We start from the raw sequence: 24,255 nt of genomic DNA on the forward strand, positions 1-24,255 counted from the left end.
GGGGGCGCACTCCTTTCCTTCCTTCTCGCCTACCGGGTTAGCTGACGGGTTCGGAGCAGGAAGGTCTCCTACGGATCCCTCTGCCTCTCACGAGACACAGATGTCCGATTCACCCCATGTAGGTGGTTCCCCGGTTCCCTTGCGGAATTCGGCGCTCGCGCACGGTGCCGCCACTGACGACGGCTGGGACGACCGCGCTGCGTTATCGAACGTTAATAGACACACGGGCCTGATTCCAAGCTGTTCCCTCTGATCGTTCACGGTCTTGGCCTGGACTTTACGGGACACAACCGGGTGGAATCGGGCGAGTTGACCCGGACTCAGTCACTACTGTCTTTCTGACGTTGCGTCAAACGTTATGCAGAGCGGCACTCTTCGATTACACACGGTGGCATCGTCCTCGTGTGCTCACCGCCGCCGCGCCTCATTCCTGCCGGCGGCCCACGATCTTCACGGTCCTGCGCCGCTCCGGCTGCCCCTCCGCGGGCCGTACGACCGCGACCAGCGCCAGGTCGTCGGTGGACTTGCCGCCCGTGTGCAGCCGTACGTCATCGGTCAGCGCGGACAGCAGCTCCTCGGGCCCGGGGAAGATCCGCCCGCGCAGCCGGGCCGCCGGGTCGTAGAACACCCCACGCCTGTCGCGCGCCTCGGAAAGACCGTCGGTGTAGACGAGCAGCGTGGCCCCGGCGGCCAGACTCCAGACGTCGGCCAGGTCCGGCCACACCCCCAGACCCATGCCGAGCGGCAGCGCGGGCACGCTCGGCACCAGCACCTCCACCCCCCCGTCGGGGTGGAGCAGCAGCGGCTCGGGGTGGCCGCGGTTGACGATCCGCACCTCGGCCGCACCGTGCGGGATCTCGGCGAGTACGGCGGTGACGAACCCCTCGACCGGATCGATCCCGCCGCGCCGCTCCCCCTCCCGCGCCAGCGCCCGCTCCAGCCGCTGCGCCACGCCCTCCAGCGAAGCCTCGTGCTCGGCGACCTCCCGGAACGCGCCGATGATCACCGCCACCGCCTCGACCGCGTCGAGCCCCTTGCCCCGCACGTCCCCGACCACCAGCCGCACGCCGTGCGGGGTGTCCACCACGGCGAACAGGTCGCCGCCGACGAACTCGTCCGCCTGCGCCGCCTCGTACCGCGCGGCAACGTGCAGCCCGCCGATCCAGTCGTTCGGCTTCGGCAGCACGGCCCGCATGGCGGTCTCCGCGATGACCCGCGCCGAAGCCAGCTGCTCACTGCCACGCCGTACGACTCCGTTGATGAAGAGGGCGAGGGCCGAGGCGGTGAACACGGTGAGGACCTCGAGGGACGGCACGACCTGCAGCAGCGCGCCGCTCTGGCTCCGCAGGACGAGGATCGAGAGCAGCGAGGCGACGCCGATACGGACGGTGCCCGCCCGTGAGAAGAACGGTGCGGCGGCCAGCGGGGCCGCCACGAACAGCGGCACGGCGGTGAACGGTGGCGGGGTGAGGATGTCGAACACGAGCCCGACGGCGATCAGCAGCGCCGGCAGCGCGCCGACGAACCGCCGGGAAGGTCTGCCGCCCCCGCCCCGCGCCCCGCGCAGCTTCTCCGCCATCCCCACCTGTGGTCTCCTGCCCGGTACGCGCAGCGGTTCCTGCGGTCTCCTGCCCGATACGCCCCGCGGTCTCCTGCCCGGTACGCGCCTGGCTGCGGACGGTGCCGCACCCCACTCCCCCAGGCTTGCCGGAGCGGCGCCGCGCGGCGACTCCGCATCGGCCGAAGGGGGGACGGAAACACGAAAACACGAATCAGGCCCGGCACGCTCTATGCATGCCGGGCCTGAATCTTCAGTAGCGGGGACAGGATTTGAACCTGCGACCTCTGGGTTATGAGCCCAGCGAGCTACCGAGCTGCTCCACCCCGCGTCGGTAAACACAACTCTACGCCATCCGGGACGGACGGTTGACCATTTACTGATCCGCCTGCGCCCATCCGCTCCCATCCACTGCTCCAAGGCACCGAATTCGAGAAGCAGCTGCCGACGAAGTGCCTTCTGTCGCAAGGTATCTGCCGCACCCTCCGGGGCGGAGAAGTAGCCCGGCTCAGACCGACCGGCAATTGGGGGGCGGCGTCACGGGGCTGGGGCACGCACCCCCCAATTGCCGGTCGGTCTCAGTTCGAGTCGGTGATGTGCGGGGCCCGCTTCGCGTCGACCGCCGGCTTCGCCGTGTTCGCACCGCGCTGGATTGCGTGGAGGATCGCCAGCCCCTGACTGACCACGCCCGCCGCCATCTCGTTGACACCGTTGGTGCCGTTGAGCACGGTGAGGTCGGCCCCCGACATCCCGCGGGCGGCCGCGTCGGCCAGGGCCGGCAGGTTCTCCACGATGCGGTTGGCCGCGATCAGCTCCTGATTCCCGTCCCGGAGCGAGGCGGCACGCGCGGTGTTGGCGTCGGCCTGCGCCTGGGCGACGGCCCGTTCGGCGTACGCACTGCCGTCGGCCTGGAACTTCGCCTGGTCGCGGGCGGCCTCGGCGAGCGTGCGCTGCCGGTACGCCTCGGCGTCCGCCGGACGCCTGACCTCCGCCTCCAGCCGTTGCGCCGCCAGCGCCGCCTGCCGCTCGGCCAGCGCGGTCTGCTCCTCGACGACCTCGTGCGAGGCCCTGGCCTGGGCGAGCGGTCCGGCCTGAGCGGCGCGGGCGTTGTACTGCTCGGTCTCGGCGAGGAAACCGGCCCGCTTGATCGCGGTGTCCCGTTCGTACTCGGCCTTGAGCGCCGCGGCCTGCTGCTCCCGCTCGGACGCCTCCTGGTCCGCTCTGGCCTGGGCGATCCGGGCCTGGCTGGCGACGGCGGCCGCGTGCGGGGCGGCGAGGTTGTTGATGTAGCCGGTGGAGTCCTCGATCTCCTGGATCTGGAGGGCGTCCACGACGATGCCGAGTTTCTCCATCTCGCTGTGGCTGCCCGCGATGACCTCCTGGGAGACCCGGTTCCGCTCCCGGATGATCTGCTCGACGGTCAGCCCGCCGACGATGGAACGCAGGTGTCCGGCGAAGATCCGGCCTGCGAGTTCCTCCATCTGGTCCTGTTCGGACAGGAAGCGACGGGCGGCGTTGGCGATGGAGACGGCGTCGTCACCGACCTTGAAGACGGCGACGGCGCGGACGTTGAGGCGGATGCCCTGCTGGGTGACGCAGTCCTCGGTGATCTCCGCCTCGCGCAGCGCGAGGGAGAGCATGCGCGCCTTCTGCTTCACCGGTACGACGAAGCTGCCGTGACCGGTGACGATCCGGAACTGGGTGTCCTGGGTCTGCCGTTTCGATTTCGATCCGGAGATGAGCATCGCCTCGTTGGGGGCGGGAACGTGCCAGAACAACATGAGCGGACTCCTGCCGTACGCCTTTCTCGACGTGATGTCCCGGTGCGGTGCCGTACATCGCCTTCCCCGACGTCGCTCCCCGGCGTCGGTTGCCGGTTCAGGACGGCAGGCGTTCGACGATCACGCCCCGTGCCGAGACCGAGTCGACGACAACGACGCGTGCGTCCCTGTCGATCGACGTCGCCGACCATGCGGTGTAGGCCTCCGACCCACCCCGTACGGCCACCAGTACTTCGCCGGGGCCGTTCGGCGGGATCGGCACGGTGACGCGGCCGACCGCCCCGATCGGGCTCCAGGCGGACCCATCTGCGGCGCTCATACGCCACACGCCTCCCTCGGTCATTCCACGGTACTCCGCGCCACCTCCGCGGGAACGGCCCCTGAAGAACGGTCCGCACGACAGCGAGCGAGGGCTGAAATCTAGTGATATGACTGATTTACGATTCAGCCGTTCAGGGCTGTGTCGCCGAGACGAAGCGGCGAGTCGAACGACGCGACGACCAGGGAGCGGATCGTGGACAACTACCCCCTGCTCAATCTCTTCTGGACCATGCTCTGGTTCTTCCTCTGGATCATGTGGCTCTTCCTCCTCTTCAAGGTCATCACGGACATCTTCCGCAGCGACGACCTCGGCGGCTGGGGCAAGGCGGGCTGGCTGATCCTGGCCCTGGTCGTGCCGTACCTCGGCGTCCTGATCTACGTGATCGCACGCGGTAAATCCATGGGGAAGCGCGACATCCAGGAAGCCAGGGAGCGGGAAGCCGCCTTCAAGGCGTACGTACGGGAAGCCGCCGCCACCGGTGACACGACCGGCCCGGCGAAACCCAGCGGCGGCAGCGTCGAGGACCTGGCGAAACTTGCCGAGCTGAAGGACCGTGGCGCGATCACGGACGAGGAGTTCCAGCGGGCGAAGACGAAACTCCTCGTCTGAGCTCACCCCGGACTCCTCGTCTGAGCTCACCCCGGACTCCTCGTCTGAGCTCACCCCGGACTCCTCGTCTGAGCTCACCCCGGCCCGCAGTGGACGGCGATCCGCTGGACCAGGTTGTTACCGAAGCCGCCGCGGTTCCACGGCTGGGTGAGGGGCTGGACCCGGCCTCCGGCATCGGTGGCACGGGCGCTGAGGACATGGGTGCCGGGCACCGCCTTCCACAGCGCCTGCCACCGTTGCCAGGCCCAGGGGTGCCTGCCGCCCCCGTCCGGCGGGGCGAGCTCGGCGTCGTACCAGGAGCGGCCGTCGTCCGTGCTCACCTCGACCCGGGTGACCGGCGGCTCCCCCGACCAGGCGCGGCCCCGGAGCAGCACCCGGCCGGGGCGTACGAAACGGGTCCGGGACATGAAGTCCGGGAACCCGGGCGGAATCATGAGCGCCCGCGGGGCGATCCGGGTGACGGGTTCACCCAAATCGTCGGGCTCCTGCCGGTAGCGGTAGGCGGTCGTCTGCTGGAAGCCGGTGAACGGGGTCTCGGTGAGCCGGATCTCCCGAAGCCATTTCACGTGCGCCATGCCGTACCAGCCGGGCACCACCAGCCGCAGCGGATGGCCGTGCTGCGGCGGCAGCGGACCACCGTTCATCGCGTACGCCACCAGCACTTCCGGTGTGTCGCCGGTGGCCACGTCCACCGGCAGGCTCCGCCGGTAGTCCTGCTCGACGCCCCGCTCGACACCGTGGTCGGCCCCGCAGAACACCGCCTCGACGGCGTCCGGTTCCACCCCGGCCTCGGCGAGCAGCAGCCGCAGCGGCACCCCGGTCCACTCCGCCGTACCGACCGCCTCGACCAGCCACGGCTGGCTCACCGGCCGCGGCACGAGCCGGGCCCGGCCGTTGCCCGCGCACTCCATCGTGACGCGCAGCGTGACGGCCGGGAACGACCGCAGCGCCGCCAGGTTCAGCGCCAGCGGCGTCCGGACCCTGCCGTGCACGGTGAGCTGCGCGGAGCCGTCCGGGATCTCGGGGATGTCGTAGTGGACCAGCACGTAGTGCAGTCCGGGCGGGGTGATGTCGTAGCGCAGCGCCTCCAACGGCAGACCGTGGTTGCGGGCGGCGAGCGCGAGTTCCTCCGGGCTGATGCCCTCGCCGGGCTCGGCGAGGCGCCCTGGCGGGCTCACATCACCAAGGGGTCGGTAACTGCTTGCCGGTGAGTGGCGCACGAGAACGGTTTAACTCGATCGTGTGATGGTCGGCTCGTGGGTTTGTGGTGGTCTGGGCTGATCGGAGTAATGTGATCAGCGCGATCTGGGACGCCGGGTGCGGTGCCAGCGTGCGGGGCCCCTGCTCCACCAGCGAGATGGTTCAGGGCCTCCCCGTCGCCTCTGGCCGCGTCCATATGGCCAGGTCGTGAGGGACTCCGTCCTTCCGGCTCGGACCACGGACAGGATCCGTGTCGCCGCCCGGTTGCGAAAGCGGACGACCAGTGCGCCCAAGACCGTTCCGGGCGTGCCAGCGCGCAGGACTCACTCCTGCTCACTGCTCAGGAACGGTCGGTCCATGGATTCATGGTGCTCCCGTCCGGGCATCCCGACCACCGCTCCTCACCTGCCGGACACCGCATCCCGCTCTTTGCGCCGCGCCTGCCGATTGCATGGCCCTCCGACCGGCGGGAGCGTGGAGAGGACAGCGGGCTGCACCCGCGGCTAGGAGACGGCCATGGACTCCGCCACGCTCGAAGCGATGAGGGCCGCGTTGCGCGGTCCGGTCATCGGCCCGCAGGACTCGGAGTACCGCGAGGCCCGCACGATCTACAACGCCATGATCGACCGGCGCCCGGCGGCCGTGGTGCGGTGCGCGGACGCGGGGGACGTCATGGCCGCGGTGGACTTCGTCCGCGGCAAAGGTCTCGAACTCGCCGTGCGGGGCGGCGGACACAGCGGAGCCGGACTGTGCCTGGTGGACGACGGCATCACTCTCGACCTGTCACCGATGCGCTGGGCGCACATCGATCCCGCCGCCCGGACCGCCCGGGTCGGCGGCGGCACCCTGCTCGGCGATCTGGACCACGCCGCCCACGCGTTCGGCCTGGCCACGCCCTCCGGAATCCTGTCGACGACGGGAGTCGTCGGCCTCACCCTCGGCGGCGGCCACGGCTATCTCACCCGCAGGTACGGCCTGACCGTGGACAACCTCCTCACGGCGGACGTCGTCCTGGCCGACGGCAGCCACGTCACGGCGAACGAGACCGAGAACGCCGACCTCTTCTGGGCGCTGCGCGGCGGCGGCGGGAACTTCGGCATCGTCACCTCGTTCGACCTCCAGCTGCACCCGGTGGACACCGTGGGGGTCGCGATCACCGTGTGGCCGGTCGACCGGATCCGCGAAGTCCTGGAGTGGTACCGGGACTTCCTGCCGCAGGCCCCCGAGGACCTGAACGGCTTCTTCGCGGCGCTCACCGTGCCGCCCGGTCCGCCGTTCCCGGAGGAGATCCACGGCCAGAGGATGTGCGGCGTCGTCTGGTGCTGCACCGGCGCCCCCGAGCTCCTCGAAGCCGCCCTGAAGGCCGTGGACGAACCGGGCCCGCCCGCCTTCCGCTTCACCTCGCCGATGCCCTATCCGGCGCTCCAGACCATGTTCGACGCACTGCTCCCGAGCGGACTGCAGTGGTACTGGCGGGGCAACTTCTTCGACCGGATCACGGACGATGCCATCGCCGTCCACGCCAAGTACGCCGAGAACCTCCCCACGGACCTGTCGACGACGCACCTGTACCCGGTCGACGGGGCCGCTCACCGGACCGGCCCGGACGACACTGCCTGGGCGTACCGGGACGCCGTCTGGTCCGGCGTCGTCGCGGGCATCGACCCCGACCCGGACAACGCCGGGACGATCCGGCAGTGGTGCGTGGACTACTGGGAGGAACTGCATCCGCAGTCGATGGGCGGGACGTACGTGAACTTCATGGGCGCGGACGAGTCCCAGGACCGGGTACGGGCCACCTACGGCGACCACTACGACCGGCTCGCGGCCGTCAAGCAGGCGTACGACCCCGACAATTTCTTCCACACCAACCAGAACATCAAGCCGGCCGGCCGACACTGACCGCCCTCCGGTTCCTCGGCCGTCGGGTGCCGCCCGGCGAGCGCGGCGGCTTCGGCGGTCCTACCGTCAAAGCATGGGTGTTTTCATCAAGTTGGTGGAGAATCGTCCCCCCAAGGAATACGCGGAGGGGGGCGTGGCGGACATCTCCTACGCGGACATCACTGAGGGCGACTCCGAGATGGTCTACGAGTACGACGTGCTCCCGAGCGGAATTTTGAGAATCCTGCAGGTGGCGAAGGGGGAAGCCCCGGTCATCCATGCGATCTATGCGCCGGGGCTCTGGTTCCGTGTCGAGGGGCAGTGGCACGGCAATGCGGAGTAGACCGAAAATGACCCGATTAAGACCGGATTATGGGTGTATCGTAAATAGCGGGACGCGCACTCTCACGTGTTGCGCCCTGGAAGGGCCGGCTCCGGTGGCGAGACCATCGGAGCCGCTTCCATGTGCGCATCAGCTCGGTGGAGCGGGAACGATGCCCGTGCCCATGAGGATCTGCTCCGCGGACGCGCTGTTGCCGTCCTGCACGGCCAAGGCCATCGCTGCGCGCGCAGCGGCCTCGGTGGCCTGTGGCGGGATCACCAGGAACGAGAAGTGGTCCTGATGGCCACGCGTGACGATCATCGTGCTGTCGTCGACGGCGGACCAGTCGATACGGACGGTCCGGCCACCGATCACCAGGTGGCCCGGCCCATCGTCCCAGGCGCTCGCGTCCAGACCGACCCGCGCGACGGGTCCCAGCCGGGCGACCAAGGCGTCGATCAGGCAGGGCAGCTGGGACGCTATGTCGCGGGAACGCGGCCACCACGCACCGTCGAAGGTCCCCTCACGGTTGGAGGTCGTCTCCATCCGCAGCACCGCGATCCCGGGAACGATCGGCTGGCTGCTCGTGTCCGAGAGGAGCAGGAGCGGCGCCGCGTCATCGGTACGGGTATGGGCGTGCGCTTCCGACGTCATGGCGAGCCACTCCTCCGCACGCGCACGTCGATGAAAACCATGCCCTCACATCCCTTCCGTCGGGCCCGGCGCCCGGGCGACGGCTGCTCCGACAAGGCGTCGCGAGGCCGGACGGGCGCTGTGGCCGCCTTCGGAGTCCCAGACCGTCTCCCGGACGAGGTCCCAGTCGGCCTCGGCCGCGGCCCGGAAGAGTTCGGCCTCCCGCATCAGCCCGCTCGCGGTGAGGCTCCGCGCCGGATCAGCGGCTGCGGTCAGCAGCCAGGCGGCGGTACCCGGGGCCGTCTGCGGCGGGATCACCAGCAGGTCCCAGCGGCCGATGGTGTAGGAGAGGAGCAGCAACGTGTTCGGGTCCTGTTCGGGCTTGAACCAGCCGACGTGGACCACATGCCCCTGGACGGGCACCTTCCGTGGGATCACGGGCCAGACGGTGGGGTTCACCGTCACACGGGTGATCCGCCCCCACAGCGGGTCGAGCACCGCTGTCAGCGCGGGAAGTTCCGCCGTCAGATCGCGGGAACGCGGCCACCACGCACCGTCCAGCAGAGCGGGAGCGGTGCCGGCCGGGGCCAGCGAGAGGCGCGGCGGCAACGAGGACGAAGAAAAGGTCCGGTCGTCGACCGCGGGCTTGTACACAATGGTCGCAGTCATTGCGCGGACCCTGCCCCGGGCCGGTGTACACCGGCCCGGTGTGGTGAATCGCCGAGAACGACACAGGCTCGGAAACTCATGTACGGAAGGTCCTCGGTAGGTCCAGGCTACTCCGGCGCGGCACCCGGCGGAGTGCGGCGGCCCTGCGGACATGAGCTGTCCCCAACGGATCGAACGGCATGCCGGAAGCCTCCACTCACCCCGCCCGGAAAGGACGCCGCTCGTGTCCTCGCGACCGGCTGTTCGTTACTCAGACCATGATCATCTCTTCCGTCGCCCGGTGTCTGGCCGCGGCCTCGCTGGCCGCAGCCGCCCTGGCCACACCCCTGCTCCTGGCTCCCGCGGCGCACGCCGACGCCCGGGAGAGCAGCCTCTTCCTGACCGTCTCCGGCAGCGAGAACACCTGGATCCGCGGCATCGGCCTCCAGTGTCCGCCCACCTCCCCAAGTCACCACCCGAAGGCGGCGGAGGCCTGCGCCGCCCTGAACGAGGCCGGGGGCGACCTCGACGAACTGCCCGGCAACCCGCACCCGTGCCTGCTGATCCACGACCCCGTCACGGTCACCGCGCAGGGGACGTACAACGGCGCCACGGTGGACTGGCAGCGCACCTACCCGAACGCCTGCGTCATGGAGGCGACCGCGGGGCCCGTCTTCGACTTCTGACCCGGCGCCGACCCCCAACGCCCCTGCCCGGCGCGCGGACCGGGCAGGGGGCTTTCCGCGGTCAGCGGGCCACCACAGCCATCCGATCCGCGACGCGCGAGTGCATGACAGCCGGCCCAGGGAGAAGCGTCGGCCGCCCCGAGGCGTTCCGACGTACGTATGGCGATGCTCACCCGCCCGGAACGATCTCGGCGGTCGGCGCGAACAGTAGAGTTTCGGCTGCGTCAAACCCCCCGAACACCGAGGTACCGGCCGTGATCCCCGCAGAGCCCGCAATACCCCCGCCCCCTGCGCCCACCGTCGTCGGGATCGGTGCCGACGGGTGGGAGGGACTGCCCGGGACCTCACGCACGGCACTGCTCCGCGCCGAGGTGCTGATCGGCGGTGCACGGCAGTTGGAGCTGCTGCCGCCGCAGTGCGCAGGACAGCGGGAGCCCTGGCCCTCGCCGCTCCGGCCCGCCGTACCCGGTCTGCTGGCCGCGCACCAGGGGCTCCGCATCGCCGTACTCGCCAGTGGCGACCCGATGTTCTACGGCATCGGGCGCGCCCTCTGCGAGGAGTTGGGCGCCGGGAACCTCCGCGTCCTGCCGCATCCGTCCTCCGTCTCCTACGCCTGTGCCCGGCTCGGCTGGCCGCTGGAGGACACCGAGGTCGTCACGCTGGTGGGCAGGCCCGCCGCCCGCCTGGCCGCCGCCCTGCACGAGGGCCGGCGCCTGCTGGTGCTGAGCGCAGGCGCCAAAACCCCCGCCGACGTGGCCGCGCTACTGCGCGAACGCGGCTTCGGACCCAGCCCGATGCGGGTGCTGGAACAGCTCGGCGGCGAGGCCGAGGACTGCGTCACGGGTACGGCCGACGGGTGGGCGCATCCGGCGGGCGATCCGCTCAACGTCATCGCGGTCGAGTGCCGTCGGGACCCGGACGCGCTGCGGCTCGGCGCCGTACCCGGGCTGCCGGACGACGCGTACGAGCACGACGGTCAGCTCACCAAGCGGCATGTCCGCGCCGCCACGCTCGGGGCACTGGCCCCGGCGCCCGGCGAGCTGCTGTGGGACATCGGCGGCGGTTCCGGGTCGATCGCCGTCGAGTGGATGCGCACCCACCCGTCCTGCCGTGCCGTCACCGTCGAACGCGACCCGGTGCGGGCCGGACGCATCACCCGTAACGCGGACCGGCTCGGCGTCCCCGCGCTGCGCGTGGTCACCGGCCGGGCACCGGAAGCACTGGCCGGACTGCCGGTGCCGGACGCCGTCTTCATCGGCGGCGGGCTGACCGTGCCGGGGCTGCTCGACGCCTGCTGGGACGCACTGCCCCCCGGCGGACGGCTGGTCGCCAACACCGTCACGCTGGAGTCCGAGGCGCTGCTCGCCGAGCGGTACCGGCGCCACGGCGGCGAGCTGGTGCGGCTCGCGGTGGCGCACGCCGTGCCGGTCGGCGGCTTCACCGGCTGGCGCCAGGCCATGCCGGTCACCCAGTGGTCCGTGCGCAAGCCCGTCGGCACCCCCTCGATACCGTCCTCGTCAGGAGAGAACAGATGACCGTGTACTTCATCGGCGCCGGCCCCGGCGCCGCCGACCTGATCACGGTCCGCGGTGCCCGGACGCTCGCCGCCTGTCAGGTCTGTCTGTACGCGGGCAGCCTGGTCCCCCGCGAACTCCTCGCCGAATGCCCGCCGGACGCCCGCCTCGTCGACACGGCGCAGCTCAACCTCGACGAAATCACCGACGAGTTGGTGCGCGCCCACGAGAACGGGCAGGACGTGGCCCGGCTGCACTCCGGCGACCCGTCCGTCTTCAGCGCGGTCGCCGAGCAGATGCGGCGGCTCGACGCGGCAGGTGTGCCGTACGAAGTGGTGCCCGGTGTACCGGCGTTCGCGGCCGCTGCCGCAGCCCTCAAGCGGGAGCTGACCGTGCCGACCGTCGGCCAGACCGTCATTCTCACCCGGATCGCCCACCGCGCCACCGCCATGCCGGACGGCGAGGACCTGGCCACGCTCGGCCGCAGCGGTGCGCTGATCGTGCTGCACCTGGCCGCCCGGTACGTCGACCGGGTCGTCGAGGAGCTGCTGCCGCACTACGGGGCCGACTGCCCGGCCGCCGTGGTGGCCATGGCGTCCCGCCCGGACGAGCTGATCCTGCGCGGTTCGCTGAGTGACATCGCCGGGCAGGTGAAGGCCGCGGGGGTGATCCGTACCGCCGTCATCATGGTCGGCCGCACGCTGGGCGCCGAGCAGTTCCGCGACAGCCACCTGTACTCGGCCGAGCGCGACCGGCACGTCTGCTGACGCGGGCGGCGCCGCCCGCGTCAGCGCACGTCGCTGCGGCCGACGACCGTGCCCGCCCGGTCGATGCAGATGACGTCCACAGCCACCGGCGCCCCGCGCAGCACCGACAGCGCCTGGTCGCGGGCGGCCACCGCGACCAGGTCGCCCAGCGGGACCCCGGCCGCCGCGCACAACTGAAGGGCGGCCAGACCCGTGTTGGCGTCCGCCACCTCGGCGGTCAGCGACGCGTCCGCGCCGCCCTGCCGGGCGAGTTCGGCGAGGAACCCCTTGTCGACCTGGGAGCGGGCGGAGTGCAGATCCAGATGGCCCGCCGCGAGCTTCGACAGCTTCGCGAACCCGCCGCAGACCGTCAGCCGGTCCACCGGATGCCTGCGTACGTACTTGAGCACCGCCCCCGCGAAGTCGCCCATGTCGAGCAGGGCGATCTCCGGCAGGCCGTACTCGGCGACGACGGTCTTCTCCGAGGTCGACCCCGTGCACCCCGCCACATGCGTGTGCCCCGCGGCGCGAGCCACGTCCACGCCCCGGCGGATCGAGTCGATCCACGCCGAGCAGGAGTAGGGGACGACGATCCCGGTCGTGCCGAGGATCGACAGGCCGCCCAGGATGCCGAGGCGCGGATTCCACGTGGAACGGGCGATCTCCTCGCCGTGATCGACGGACACGGTGATCTCGACGTCGCCCGTGTCCCCGTGGTCCGCCGCCACACGCGCGACGTGGTCGCGCATCATCTGCCGCGGCATCGGGTTGATCGCGGGCTCGCCGACGTCGAGCGGCAGACCGGGGCGGGTCACGGTGCCCACACCCGGACCGGCCCGGAACACCACACCCGAACCCGGCGGCAGTCGGCGCACCGTGGCCCGTACCAGCGCACCGTGCGTCACGTCCGGGTCGTCTCCCGCGTCCTTGACCACGCCGACCGTCGCCCGGCCCCCGGCGAGTTCCTCCACCGCCAGCGCGAACGCCGGGCTCTGGCCCTTGGGCAGGACGATGGTCACCGGGTCGGGGAAGTCGCCGGTCAGCAGGGCGGTGTACGCGGCGGTCGTGGCCGCGGTCGCACAGGCACCGGTCGTCCAGCCCGGCCGCAGACCGGTGTGTTTGAGTTGGGCGCTGCGCCCGCCCTTCGCCTCACTCATGTCTGGACCGATCCCATGCACGTACTCGTCCTCGGTGGCACCACGGAGGCCCGCCGTCTCGCCGAGCACCTGGCCGGGGCGCTCCCGTCCGGGGCCCGGGTCACCAGTTCGCTGGCCGGCCGGGTGGCCAGTCCGAAGCTGCCGCCCGGCGAGGTGCGGGTGGGCGGGTTCGGCGGAGCCGAGGGGCTCGCCGCGTGGCTGCGTACGCACCGGGTCGACGCGCTCATCGACGCCACCCATCCTTTCGCCGGGACGATCAGCTTCCATGCGGCGTCGGCCGCCGCCGCCGCCCATGTTCCCCTGCTCGCTCTGCGCCGCCCCGGCTGGGTGCCCACGGACGGCGACCGCTGGCACCCGGTCGGCTCCCTGGCCGAGGCGGCGCAGGCGCTGCCCGGGCTCGGGCAGCGGGTCTTCCTGACCACGGGCCGGATGGGGCTCGCCGCCTTCGCCGGTCTCGACTCGCAGTGGTTCCTGATGCGGTCGGTGGACGCCCCCGACGGACCGCGCCCGGCGCGGATGGAGGTCCTGCTGGACCGGGGGCCGTTCACCGTCGACGGGGAGCGCGAACTGATCCGCCGTCACCGCATCGACGTCCTCGTCACCAAGGACAGCGGGGGTGACGCCACCGCCCCGAAACTGACCGCGGCCCGGGAGGCCGGTGTTCCGGTGGTGGTGGTCCGCCGGCCGCCGGTCCCGGACGGCGTCCCCGTGGTCCCCACGCCGGAACTCGCCGTGGACTGGCTGTCCGGCCTGCACGGCTGAGAGGCCGGACCTCAGGCCACTCCCTACCGCGGGGGAGGCCGTCAGGCCTCCGGGTACCGCCGCGGCGTCCACACGATCTGCTGACCGTCCCCCCGCCGCACCGACCGCGTCTGCGAGGAACCGACCAGCAGGATCGTCCGCATGTCGACCTCGGCCGGTTCCAGCTCCGCCAGGGTGACGATGCGTACGCTCTCCGAGGGCCCGCCCACATCCCGGCCCACCACCACCGGCGTATCCGGCGAACGGTGCTCCAGCAGCAGGTCACGGGCCTTGCCGACCTGCTCGGTGCGGGTGCGCGAACCCGGGTTGTACAGCGCCAGCACCAGGTCCGCCACCGCGGCCGCGCGCAGCCGGGTGGCGATCACCTCCCACGGCTTGAGCCGGTCGGAGAGCGAGATCGTGGCGTAGTCGTGGCCGAGCGGCGCGCCCGCGCGGGCGGCGGCGGCGTTGGCCGCGGTCACCCCGGGCAGCACCCGCACGGGCACCTTCGCGTACGCGTCCTGCGAGGCGACCTCCAGCACGGCGGTCGCCATGGCGAAGATCCCCGGGTCGCCGCCCGAGACCACGGCCACGCGGCGTCCGCGCCGGGCCAGGTCGAGGGCGAACTCGGCACGCTCCGACTCCACCTTGTTGTCGGAGCCGTGGCGCGCCTGTCCCGGGCGGACCGGGACGCGGTCCAGGTACGTGGTGTAGCCGACGAGGTCGTCGGCGACGGCCAGCGCCCCGCGGGACTCCGGGGTCAGCCACAGCGGACCGGCGGGACCGGTCCCGACGACCACGACCTCACCCACGCGCTCCGCGTCCTCGGCCGCCTCCGGCCGGGGCGCGTCGATCCGGCTGGGCAGCACCGCAACAGCGAAGTACGGAACGGAGTCCGGGTCGGTGTCCGCGAGATCGCCGGTGCGCTCCCCGGCCATCGTGGCGCGCTCCACGTAGTACGCCTCGTCCAGCCGCCCGGAGGCCTCGAAGGCGCGCCGCACGGCGGGGAACGTGCGCCCCAGCTTCATCACCACGGCGGCGTCGGTGGCGGCCAGGCGGGCCGTCAGCTCCTCCTCCGGCAGCGTGCCGGGCAGGATCGTCAGCACCTCCTCGCCCTCGGCGAGCGGGGTGCCGAGCCGCGCGGCGGCGGCGCTGACCGACGTGACCCCGGGGATCACCTCGGTGGGGTACCGGTCGGCGAGCCGCTTGTGCATGTGCATGTACGAGCCGTAGAACATCGGGTCGCCCTCGGCGAGCACCGCCACCGTCCGCCCGGCGTCCAGGTGCACCGCCAGCCGGGCCGCGGCCTCGCCGTAGAACTCCTCCATCGCACCCCGGTAGCCGCCCGGGTGGTCGGTGGTCTCCGTCGTGACCGGATAGACCAGCTTCTCCTCGATGTGGTCCGCGCGGATGTGCTCGGCGGCGATGGAGCGCGCGATGGACCGTCCGTGACGGGCGCTGTGATAGGCGATGACATCGGCCTCGGCGATGGTCTGCACGGCGCGTACGGTCATCAGTGCCGGATCGCCGGGACCGAGCCCCACCCCGTACAGCCGGCCCGTGTTCTGCTCGCTCACTCTTACTCTTCCTCGCTGGCGATCGCGTTGAGCGCGGCCGCGGCTATGGCGCTGCCGCCGCGACGGCCCCGTACGACCAGGTGTTCCAGACCGGACGGGTGGTCGGCGAGGGCGTCCTTGGACTCGGCGGCTCCGACGAAGCCGACGGGCACACCGATGACGGCGGCCGGGCGCGGAGCGCCTTCCTCGATCATCTCAAGCAGCCGGAACAGGGCAGTCGGTGCGTTGCCCACGGCCACCACCGCCCCCTCCATGCGGTCCCGCCACAGCTCCATCGCGGCGGCGCTGCGGGTCGTGCCGAGCTTTCTGGCGAGATCGGGGACCGTGGGGTCCGACAGGGTGCAGATGACCTCGTTGTCGGCGGGCAGCCGCTTGCGGGTGACCCCGCTGGCGACCATGGCCACGTCGCACAGGATCGGCGCACCGGAGCGCAGCGCCGCGCGGGCACCGGCCACGACCCCCGGGGTGAAGTCGATGTCGCGTACGAGGTCGACCATGCCGCAGGCGTGGATCATGCGGACCGCGACCTGGCTGACGTCGGCGGGCAGCCCCGCGAGATCCGCCTCGGCGCGGATGGTGGCGAAGGACTGGCGGTAGATCGCCGGTCCGTCCTTCTCGTACTGGAACACGGTGGTTTCGCTCTCTCCGGTCGGTGGGCGGGCTGCAGCGCCCTCGGGTCGTTGGTTCAGGTACGGGTGCGGCGGGCGGCGTTCACCGCGGTGGCCAGGTCGGACGGGCTGCCGTGGACCGTCACGGGAGCGCCCCGTTCGCCGCCGCGGACCTGGGCCACCTGGTGCCCGCCGGGAACGGCGACGACGTCGGCCCAGGCGCCCTTGGGGTGACCGCAGCGGCGTTCGCAGCCGGACCAGTGGACGGGGAGCTGCCCGGCAGCGGGCTCTCCAACGGTCCGTACGAAGGCCTCCGCGTCGCCCCGCACATCTGCCAGGGACTTCGCACAGCCGGGCCGGCCGATGCACGCACCGACCCCCGTCCACGCGGAGTGGGGCCCGACGATCAGTCCGGCCGCGCCCCACTCGCACAGCCGCGCAGCCGCGTCGCCGGGCGTCACGCCCGTCACGACGACGCTCCGCCACGGGGTCAGCCGCAGCTCGCGGCCCACGCGGGACAGGCTCTTCCACTGCGCACCGGTGAGCCGCCCGAGCGGCGCCCCCACACAGGCCGCGGTGCCCACGACGCCGTACGCGGGCTCCTGCGTCGCCGTCGCCGGCGGTACGCGCTCCGCAGCACCGGCCACCCGCAGCGCCGCCCGCACCGGCTCCAGCAACTCTTCGGCGGCAAGGGGCAGTTCGTTAACCCGCCAGGCGCCCGTCTCCTGCGCCGCCTCCAGAAACATCTCGGCGGCGATGAGCGCCGCGCGCGGCGCATCGTCCCCGGAGACCCTCAGCACTGCCTCCGCAGCCCCGATCCGCAGGAGCGCGCTCCCGTCGCTCTGCCCCAGCAACGTCACATCCGCACCCAGGGCATCGACGTCACCACGGCCGTCGTCCAGCGCGAAGAGAAAGCGGCCGGACAGCCCGGCCGCTTTGTCACTTCCGCACAACAGCGCGTCCAGCGCGGTCAGCCACGGCCGGACATCCCGGTGGCCCCGGCCGTCGAGCCCGGAGAGCGGGGAGGCCACGACATTACGTATCCGCTCATGGCTCCGGGACGGCAGCAGCCCCGCCCCGCCCAGGAGTTCGGCGAGCCGTCCGCCGCACTCCTGGCCGAGGCCGCGCAACTGGACATTGCCCCGCGAAGTGAGATGCAGCTCACCGTCGCCCAACTCCCGCGCGGCACCGTGGAGCGCGTCCGCCTGTCGGGCAGTCAGCACGCCGCCGGGGATCCGGACCCGCGCCAGCGCCCCGTCGTCCGCCCGGTGGAGCCGCAGCGACCCCGGGCAGGCATCGCCGCGGTCACGGGAGACGGGCTCCCCCGGGGCCGACGGCGGGGTGTCGGAAGTGGACATGGCGGCGAGCATACCGACCATCATTCTGAGCTGTATGAATCCCATCCGATGTAAGACCGGCCGGCAATTGGGGGGTGGGTGAAGGAGCGGCGCTGGGGTGCGTGAATCGCAAGGCGGAGGATCGAGCCAGATGGGGTCTCCCCTGCTCGAGCGAAGCCGAGAGCTTGGGGAAGGAGCCCTGGTGATGGACGACAACGCCGCGAGGTGCGTGCCCCAGCCCCGTGACGCCGCCCCCCAATTGCTGGCCGGTCTCAGGCCCTTACTATGCCTAGCAACGGGCCACCCGGCCCGGCATCGCCGGAGACGGCGATAGGGGAGGAAGCCCGGTGCGAGTCCGGCGCGGTCCCGCCACTGTGAGTCCGGCCTGGGCGGCCGGGCGAGTCAGGAACTCCCTTCCCCGAGCTCTCGACCCCGCTCGAGCAGGGGAGACCCCATTCCGACACCGCCCGGGGCGTGGACACCCCGAGGAAGGCCCGACGCCGCATGATCCTGCTCCTGTCGACGTCCGACACCGACCTGCTCAGCGCCCGCGCCGCGGACGGTCCGGTGACCTACCGCTACGCCAACCCCTCGCGCCTGCCGCTCGACGACCTCCCCGCTCTGCTCGACGGCACCGACCTCGTCGTCGTACGTCTCCTCGGCGGTGTCCGCGCCTGGCAGGCAGGGCTCGACCAGGTCCTCGCCACCGGCAGGCCGGTCGTCGTCCTCACCGGCGAACAGGCCCCCGACGCCCAGCTGATGGCCGCCTCCACCGTCCCGATCGGGATCGCCGCCGAGGCCCACGCCTACCTGGCGCACGGCGGCCCGACCAACCTGGACCAGCTGGCCCGGTTCCTCTCCGACACCGTGCTGCTGACCGGCCACGGCTTCGAGTCCCCGGCACCCGCACCGTCCTGGGGGCCCCTGGAGCGCACTGCGCGCACCGCCGAAGGACCGACCATCGCGGTGCTCTACTACCGCGCCCACCACATGAGCGGGAACACCGCGTTCGTCGACACGCTCTGCCGGGCGGTCGAGGACGCGGGCGCCCGCGCCCTCCCCCTGTACGTCGCCTCGCTGCGTACCCCGGAACCCGCACTCATCGACGAACTGCGCGCCGCCGACGCCATCGTCACCACCGTCCTCGCCGCGGGCGGCACCCGGCCTGCCGAGGCATCGGCGGGCGGCGACGACGAGTCCTGGGACGCGGGTGCGCTCACCGGACTCGACGTGCCGATCCTGCAGGCTCTCTGCCTGACCAGCTCGCGCAGCGACTGGGAGGACAACGACGAGGGCGTCTCCCCGCTCGACGCGGCCAGCCAGATCGCGGTCCCCGAGTTCGACGGCCGGCTGATCACCGTCCCGTTCTCCTTCAAGGAGATCGACGAGGACGGGCTGCCCGCGTACGTCGCCGACACCGAACGCGCCGCACGCGTCGCCGGAATCGCCGTACGCCACGCACGGCTTCGCCACATCCCGGCCGGGGACAAGCGCCTGGCACTCGTCCTCTCCGCCTACCCGACCAAGCACTCCCGTATCGGCAACGCCGTCGGGCTCGACACCCCCGCCAGCGCCGTCGCCCTGCTGCGGCGACTGCGCGCCGAGGGCTACGACTTCGGGCCCGAGGACGAACTCCCCGGCCTGGTCTCCGGCGACGGCGACGAGCTGATCTACGCCCTGATCGAGGCCGGCGGTCACGACCAGGAGTGGCTGACCGAGGAGCAGCTGGCCCGCAACCCGGTCCGTATCCCGGCCGCCGACTACCGGCGCTGGTACGCCACGCTCCCGGACGAACTCCGCGACGCCGTCGAACAGCACTGGGGTCCGCCGCCCGGCGAGATGTTCGTGGACCGCTCCCGCAACCCTGAGGGCGACATCGTGCTCGCCGCCCTGCGCCGCGGGAACCTGCTGATCCTCATCCAGCCGCCGCGCGGCTTCGGCGAGAACCCGATCGCGATCTACCACGACCCCGATCTGCCGCCCTCGCACCACTACTTGGCCGCGTACCGCTGGATCGCGGCGGCGCAGGACGACGGCGGTTTCGGGGCCGACGCGATGATCCACCTCGGCAAGCACGGCAACCTGGAGTGGCTGCCCGGCAAGAACGCGGGCCTGTCCGCCGCCTGCGGCCCGGACGCCGCACTGGGCGATCTCCCGCTCGTCTACCCGTTCCTGGTGAACGACCCGGGCGAGGGCACGCAGGCCAAGCGCCGCGTCCACGCCACCCTGATCGACCACCTCGTGCCGCCGATGGCCCGCGCGGACAGCTACGGCGACATCGCGCGCCTGGAGCAACTCCTCGACGAACACGCCCAGATCGCCGCGATGGACCCGGCGAAACTGCCCGCGGTCCGCGCCCAGATCTGGACCCTGATCCAGGCCGCCAAGCTCGACCACGACCTGGGGCTCGACGACCGCCCGGACGACGAGGGCTTCGACGAGTTCATCATGCATCTGGACGGCTGGCTCTGCGAGATCAAGGACGCCCAGATCCGCGACGGCCTGCACGTGCTGGGCGGTGCCCCGGCCGGTGCGGACCGGGTCAACCTGGTTCTGGCGATCCTGCGCGCCCGCCAGATCTGGGGCGGTACGGCGTCGCTGCCCGGCCTGCGCGAGGCACTCGGGCTGGACGAGTCCGCCGCCACCCGCACCACCGCCGACGAGGCCGAGGAGCAGGCACGCGCCCTGGTCCAGGCGATGGAGGACGCGGACTGGGACCCGGCGGCGGTCGCGACCGTAACGGCATCGCATCCCCGACCGGTCGCGGACATCCTCGACTTCGCCGCCCGCGAGGTGGTCCCCCGGCTGTCCGCCACCACCGCCGAACTCGACCACACCGTCCACGCCCTGAACGGCGGCTTCGTCCCGGCGGGCCCCTCCGGCTCCCCGCTGCGCGGCCTGGTCAACGTCCTGCCGACCGGCCGCAACTTCTATTCGGTCGACCCGAAGGCGGTCCCGTCCCGCCTCGCCTGGGAGACCGGCCAGGCCCTGGCCGACTCACTCCTGGAGCGCTACCGCACCGACAACGGCGAGTGGCCCACCTCGGTCGGCCTCTCCCTGTGGGGCACCAGCGCGATGCGCACCTCCGGCGACGACGTCGCCGAGGCACTCGCACTGCTCGGCATCCGCCCGGTCTGGGACGACGCCTCGCGCCGCGTCACCGGCCTGGAACCGATCGACCTCGCCGAGCTGGGCCGCCCGCGCATCGATGTGACGCTGCGCATCTCCGGCTTCTTCCGGGACGCGTTCCCGCACACCATCGGCCTGCTCGACGACGCGGTACGCCTCGCCGCGTCCCTCGACGAACCGGCCGAGCAGAACCACATCCGGGCGCACGCCCAGGCCGACCTCGCCGAACACGGCGACGAACGCCGGGCCACCACCCGCATCTTCGGCTCCCGCCCCGGTACCTACGGAGCGGGCCTCCTCCAGCTCATCGACAGCCGCGACTGGCGCACCGACGCCGACCTCGCCGAGGTCTACACCGTCTGGGGCGGTTACGCCTACGGCCGCGAACTCGACGGACGCCCGGCCCGCGACGAGATGGAGACGGCGTACAAGCGCATCGCCGTGGCCGCCAAGAACACGGACACCCGCGAGCACGACATCGCGGACTCGGACGACTACTTCCAGTACCACGGCGGCATGGTGGCCACGGTCCGCGCCCTGCGCGGCACGGCCCCGGAGGCGTACATCGGCGACTCCACCCGCCCGGAGACGGTCCGCACCCGCACCCTCGTCGAGGAGACGTCCCGCGTCTTCCGCGCCCGCGTGGTCAACCCCAAGTGGATCGAGGCGATGCGCCGCCACGGCTACAAGGGCGCCTTCGAACTCGCCGCGACGGTCGACTACCTCTTCGGCTACGACGCGACGACGGGCGTGGTCGCCGACTGGATGTACGACAAGCTCACCGAGACGTACGTCCTGGACCCGACCAACCGCGAATTCCTGCAGCAGGCCAACCCCTGGGCCCTGCACGGCATCGCGGAACGCCTCCTGGAGGCCGAGTCCCGCGGCATGTGGGCCAAGCCTGACCCTGCGGTACTGGAGGCGCTGCGCCAGGCGTTCCTGGAGACGGAGGGGGACCTGGAGGGCGAGGACTGAGGGCCGACAGGCGTACGTGGGTGTGGCGCCCCGTTCCGCACGGGGCGCCACACCCACCCGGCGCCGCCCTCTCGTCGACTTCCCCGGCGCCCGGTCCGACCGCACCGCCGCCGGTCATGTGTGAGCCGCCCGGCCGGCAATCCCCCCGACGGACGGTCGGCCGACCGTCCGCGAGGGCACAGGCAATACCGGACCCGCACCGGCCGAGGAGCAGGCAGCCGACGGACTGTGGCGTGCGCCGGACGCGCGTGGACCTCCGGGAAGGGACAGCAGGACGTCCGACGTGATCACTCGGCCGGGTGGTCCCGGCCAGGTGACCGCCCGTCGCGCGTTCAGCGTCGGCGGAACTCGGGATCATGCGCAGGTGATCTCCGTGAACCGCCGCTCCGTGCGCCGCCGGCGTGGCCTCCTGGCCCCGATCGGTCTCGGCGCCCTCGCCGTCCTGTCCCTGCTGCCGGGCTCGCTGGCCGCCGCCGCGCAGCCGGTGGCCGCCACTCGGTTCCCCGCTACCGCACCCCTGCCCCCGCCCACCCGCGGGGAGTCCCTGGCCTCCGCGCGGCTCGCCGCGATCCGGCACGATCCGGCCGCGCTGAAGGCCTTCTTCACGGCACTGCCGAAGGGAGGGGACCTGCACAACCACCTGTCCGGCGCCGTCTCGACCGAGTACCTGATCTCGCTCGCCGCGGAAGACGGTCTGTGCGTCGACGAGACGACGCTGACCGCGGTGGTGCCGCCGTGCGGTCCGGGCCGGCGGCCGGCGTCGGACGCCCTGTCCGATGGCCCCTTCCGCCGCTCGGTGCTGCAGGCGTGGTCGATGCAGGACTTCCCGCCGGGGCAGTCCGGGCACGACCACTTCTTCGACACGTTCGGCAAGTTCGGCGAAGTCACCTGGCGCCACCGGGGCAAGATGCTCGCAGAAGTGGCCACCACCGTCGCAAGGCAGAACCAGTTCTATCTGGAAACCATGGTGACCCCGGCGTCGGACGGCGCCAAGAAACTGGCCGACGAGGTCGGCTGGGACCCGGACCTGGCAAAGCTGCACGGCAAGCTGCTGGCCGACGGCAAACTCGACAAGCTGGTCGCCGAGGCGAGCCGGGAGACGGACGAGTCCGACGCGGAGTTCCGCACGGCAGCACAGTGCGGCACGCCCCGCGCGGAGGCCGGCTGCCGGCTGCCGGTGCGGTGGATCTCCCAGGTGTCGCGAGGCAGTTCGCCCGAGCGGGTCTTCACACAGATGGACCTGGGACTGCGCCTCGCCGAACGGGACAAGCGGTTCGTCGCCGTGAATCTGGTGCAGCCGGAGGACTGGGACAGCTCCCTGCAGAACTACAGCCTCCAGATGCGGATGCTCGACTACCTGCACGGCGTGTATCCCAAGGCGCACATCACCCTGCACGCGGGCGAGTTGTGGCCGGGCCTGGTCAAGCCCGAGGACCTGACCTTCCATATCGGTGAGGCCGTGAACGTCGCCCACGCCGAGCGCATCGGCCACGGTGTCGACCTGGTCCACGAGGACAACTGGCGGCAGCTCGCCCGCACCATGGCCGCCCGGCAGATCGCGGTCGAGGTCCCGTTCAGCAGCAACGCGCAGATCCTCGGGGTCAAGGGCGCCGACCACCCCTTCACCACCTACCGCTCCTACGGCGTGCCCGTCGTGCTGGCCACCGACGACCCCGGTGTCTCCCGGATCGACATCAGCCACGAGTACCAGTACGCCGCCACGACGTACGACCTCGGCTACCGCGACCTGAAGGACCTCGCGCGGGCCTCCCTGGAGTACGCCTTCCTGCCGGGCGCCGGCCTCTGGCAGGGCAACCCGACCCGGGACGGCTACCGCCTCGCCGGCCCCTGCCGCCACGACATCCCCGGTACGCACAACCCCCGGCAGCAGTGCCGACGCCTCCTGGACGCCAGCACCAAGGCCCGGGTCCAGTGGCGCCAGGAAGCCGCGTTCTCGGCCTTCGAACGGCGGATCGCCACCACCGCGGCAGGCTGACGGGCAGGACTCACCCCGCTCCGGACGCCACGGGCGCCCTCTGGCACACGGATGTGCCGGAGAGCGCCCGCGCATGTAGCGGGTACCCGTCAACGAGGGAGCGCCCCGTCCGGCTCGGACAGCCTCAGGGGGTCCGCGAGCACCCCGTCCAAGGGCGTCCGCTCCCGCATTGCGCAGGCTCTGACGATCGTCCTCAGACAGTCAGCGTCAAGTATCCGATTCCCGAGTCAACGATCCACTCCGCGGCCTCCGCGTCGAGATCCCAGGGCGCCCTCAGCAGTGCCCCGCGCAAGGCGGCGCGATCCTGCACAGCAGCCGGCTCCGAGCTGGCCACGCTGCGCGCTGATCTGGCGGCGGAGCGAGCGGAAAGCGCGCGTCTCCGCCTGCTCGTCACCCAGCTGGGAGGGACGCCGTGACGCGCGCTCAGCGCCTCTTCTACCGGCGCCGCCACCTGCTGTGGATCGCGGTTGCGCTGCTCGCCCTTGGCGGAGGGGCTCACCATGGCCTTCCTTCGGATCGGGCAGGCCGAGGCCCGCGCGTCTGATCTGACGGCCGAGGCAGACCGCCGCGGAGACGCCGTCACCACGCCGGCCACGGACGTGAGGACCCTGCGCGCGCAGATCAAGGCCAAGGGCGAGACGCCAGCCGCCCCGGATCCGGGCGACGCGGTCTCCGATCTGCCCGCTCGTGCCGAGGTGCCCGTACCGATCCCCGGCCCACGGGGGGCCGAAGGGCGACCGCGGCCCTGCAGGACCGGCAGCGTCTCCCGTAGCAGGCCCGTCGGGTACGACAGGGCAGGCCGGAGCTGACTCGACCGTCCCGGGACCGGCCGGAC

General features: G+C 71.9%; 20 protein-coding genes, 1 tRNA gene and 2 riboswitches. Of the genes, 10 read left to right on the forward strand and 11 right to left on the reverse strand.

The annotated features are described in order from the left end of the window. Positions 1-11 precede the first annotated feature (11 nt). Positions 12-164: riboswitch (cyclic di-AMP (ydaO/yuaA leader) on the reverse strand. A 260-nt stretch (positions 165-424) separates the two neighbouring features. The 4 genes from OH809_RS20065 to OH809_RS20080 all read right to left on the reverse strand — a co-directional run bounded on the left by OH809_RS20065 (position 425) and on the right by OH809_RS20080 (position 3,658). After that, on the reverse strand, positions 425-1,579 hold the full coding sequence (locus OH809_RS20065) for a PP2C family protein-serine/threonine phosphatase (RefSeq protein ID WP_406421119.1): 1,155 nt from the start codon (positions 1,577-1,579) through the stop codon (positions 425-427). A 236-nt stretch (positions 1,580-1,815) separates the two neighbouring features. Next, positions 1,816-1,889 (reverse strand) — tRNA-Met (locus tag OH809_RS20070). 247 nt (positions 1,890-2,136) lie between these two features. Continuing rightward, the gene (locus tag OH809_RS20075) at positions 2,137-3,339 is read right to left on the reverse strand and encodes an SPFH domain-containing protein (protein WP_406421118.1); all 1,203 of its coding nucleotides are present in this window, start codon (positions 3,337-3,339) and stop codon (positions 2,137-2,139) included. Positions 3,340-3,436: 97 nt separating this feature from the next. Beyond that, positions 3,437-3,658, reverse strand: a complete 222-nt coding sequence (locus OH809_RS20080; protein WP_327245217.1) for a hypothetical protein — start codon at positions 3,656-3,658, stop codon at positions 3,437-3,439. 195 nt (positions 3,659-3,853) lie between these two features. On the opposite strand from OH809_RS20080, the gene OH809_RS20085 reads away from it, so the two are divergent. Beyond that, complete coding sequence (locus tag OH809_RS20085) at positions 3,854-4,270, forward strand: SHOCT domain-containing protein (protein WP_406421117.1); 417 nt, start codon at positions 3,854-3,856, stop codon at positions 4,268-4,270. Positions 4,271-4,344: 74 nt separating this feature from the next. Here OH809_RS20085 and OH809_RS20090 read toward each other — a convergent pair whose 3' ends face one another. Continuing rightward, complete coding sequence (locus OH809_RS20090) at positions 4,345-5,448, reverse strand: sulfite oxidase (protein WP_406421116.1); 1,104 nt, start codon at positions 5,446-5,448, stop codon at positions 4,345-4,347. Positions 5,449-5,986: 538 nt separating this feature from the next. On the opposite strand from OH809_RS20090, the gene OH809_RS20095 reads away from it, so the two are divergent. After that, entirely contained in the window at positions 5,987-7,372 is a 1,386-nt protein-coding gene (locus tag OH809_RS20095; RefSeq protein ID WP_406421115.1) for an FAD-binding oxidoreductase, read from the forward strand. A 73-nt stretch (positions 7,373-7,445) separates the two neighbouring features. Continuing rightward, positions 7,446-7,694, forward strand: a complete 249-nt coding sequence (locus tag OH809_RS20100) for a hypothetical protein (RefSeq protein ID WP_406421114.1) — start codon at positions 7,446-7,448, stop codon at positions 7,692-7,694. Positions 7,695-7,823: 129 nt separating this feature from the next. On the opposite strand, the gene OH809_RS20105 is transcribed toward OH809_RS20100, so the two are convergent. Both OH809_RS20105 and OH809_RS20110 read right to left on the reverse strand, forming a co-directional pair. Then, positions 7,824-8,327, reverse strand: coding sequence for a DUF5994 family protein (locus OH809_RS20105; protein ID WP_406421113.1), 504 nt, complete (start codon positions 8,325-8,327; stop codon positions 7,824-7,826). Positions 8,328-8,372: 45 nt separating this feature from the next. Then, positions 8,373-8,975 (reverse strand): DUF5994 family protein, encoded by a 603-nt coding sequence (locus OH809_RS20110; RefSeq protein WP_406421112.1) that lies wholly within the window; start codon positions 8,973-8,975, stop codon positions 8,373-8,375. A 257-nt stretch (positions 8,976-9,232) separates the two neighbouring features. Between OH809_RS20110 and OH809_RS20115 the strand changes: the two genes are divergently transcribed. The 3 genes from OH809_RS20115 (at position 9,233) to cobM (ending at position 11,921) form a co-directional block, all read left to right on the forward strand. Beyond that, a complete protein-coding gene (locus OH809_RS20115) occupies positions 9,233-9,640 on the forward strand; it encodes an SSI family serine proteinase inhibitor (protein WP_406421111.1) in 408 nt (135 codons plus the stop codon). A gap of 254 nt (positions 9,641-9,894) precedes the next feature. Next, positions 9,895-11,175: a precorrin-6y C5,15-methyltransferase (decarboxylating) subunit CbiE gene (gene cbiE / locus OH809_RS20120; RefSeq protein WP_406421110.1), complete on the forward strand. Its 1,281-nt coding sequence runs from the start codon at positions 9,895-9,897 to the stop codon at positions 11,173-11,175. Further along, positions 11,172-11,921 carry a precorrin-4 C(11)-methyltransferase gene (gene cobM, locus OH809_RS20125; protein WP_366134491.1) on the forward strand — a complete coding sequence of 250 codons (750 nt, stop codon included), beginning with the start codon at positions 11,172-11,174 and terminating at the stop codon, positions 11,919-11,921. The genes cbiE and cobM overlap by 4 nt, the downstream gene beginning before the upstream one ends. Before the next feature lie 20 nt (positions 11,922-11,941). On the opposite strand, the gene OH809_RS20130 is transcribed toward cobM, so the two are convergent. Continuing rightward, positions 11,942-13,057 (reverse strand): cobalt-precorrin-5B (C(1))-methyltransferase, encoded by a 1,116-nt coding sequence (locus OH809_RS20130; RefSeq protein WP_406421109.1) that lies wholly within the window; start codon positions 13,055-13,057, stop codon positions 11,942-11,944. Between the two features lie 15 nt (positions 13,058-13,072). On the opposite strand from OH809_RS20130, the gene OH809_RS20135 reads away from it, so the two are divergent. Continuing rightward, positions 13,073-13,819, forward strand: a complete 747-nt coding sequence (locus tag OH809_RS20135; protein WP_406421108.1) for a cobalt-precorrin-6A reductase — start codon at positions 13,073-13,075, stop codon at positions 13,817-13,819. 41 nt (positions 13,820-13,860) lie between these two features. Here OH809_RS20135 and OH809_RS20140 read toward each other — a convergent pair whose 3' ends face one another. Genes OH809_RS20140 through cobG form a run of 3 tightly spaced genes read right to left on the reverse strand, consistent with a single transcriptional unit; the run spans position 13,861 to position 17,353 of the window. Beyond that, a complete protein-coding gene (locus OH809_RS20140) occupies positions 13,861-15,375 on the reverse strand; it encodes a precorrin-2 C(20)-methyltransferase (protein ID WP_406421107.1) in 1,515 nt (504 codons plus the stop codon). Positions 15,376-15,377: 2 nt separating this feature from the next. Then, the gene (locus OH809_RS20145) at positions 15,378-16,004 is read right to left on the reverse strand and encodes a precorrin-8X methylmutase (protein ID WP_266983401.1); all 627 of its coding nucleotides are present in this window, start codon (positions 16,002-16,004) and stop codon (positions 15,378-15,380) included. A 56-nt stretch (positions 16,005-16,060) separates the two neighbouring features. Beyond that, a complete protein-coding gene (gene cobG / locus OH809_RS20150) occupies positions 16,061-17,353 on the reverse strand; it encodes a precorrin-3B synthase (RefSeq protein WP_406421106.1) in 1,293 nt (430 codons plus the stop codon). 303 nt (positions 17,354-17,656) lie between these two features. Continuing rightward, positions 17,657-17,732: riboswitch (cobalamin riboswitch) on the forward strand. A 92-nt stretch (positions 17,733-17,824) separates the two neighbouring features. On the opposite strand from cobG, the gene cobN reads away from it, so the two are divergent. The 3 genes from cobN (at position 17,825) to OH809_RS20165 (ending at position 24,229) form a co-directional block, all read left to right on the forward strand. Further along, positions 17,825-21,424 (forward strand): cobaltochelatase subunit CobN, encoded by a 3,600-nt coding sequence (gene cobN / locus OH809_RS20155; protein WP_406425091.1) that lies wholly within the window; start codon positions 17,825-17,827, stop codon positions 21,422-21,424. A gap of 364 nt (positions 21,425-21,788) precedes the next feature. Continuing rightward, complete coding sequence (locus OH809_RS20160; protein WP_406421105.1) at positions 21,789-23,420, forward strand: adenosine deaminase; 1,632 nt, start codon at positions 21,789-21,791, stop codon at positions 23,418-23,420. Positions 23,421-23,920: 500 nt separating this feature from the next. After that, the gene (locus tag OH809_RS20165; protein ID WP_406421104.1) at positions 23,921-24,229 is read left to right on the forward strand and encodes a hypothetical protein; all 309 of its coding nucleotides are present in this window, start codon (positions 23,921-23,923) and stop codon (positions 24,227-24,229) included. The last annotated feature ends 26 nt before the right edge of the window (positions 24,230-24,255 follow it).

The organism is Streptomyces sp. NBC_00873, assembly GCF_045207415.1.
Lineage (GTDB): Bacteria > Actinomycetota > Actinomycetes > Streptomycetales > Streptomycetaceae > Streptomyces.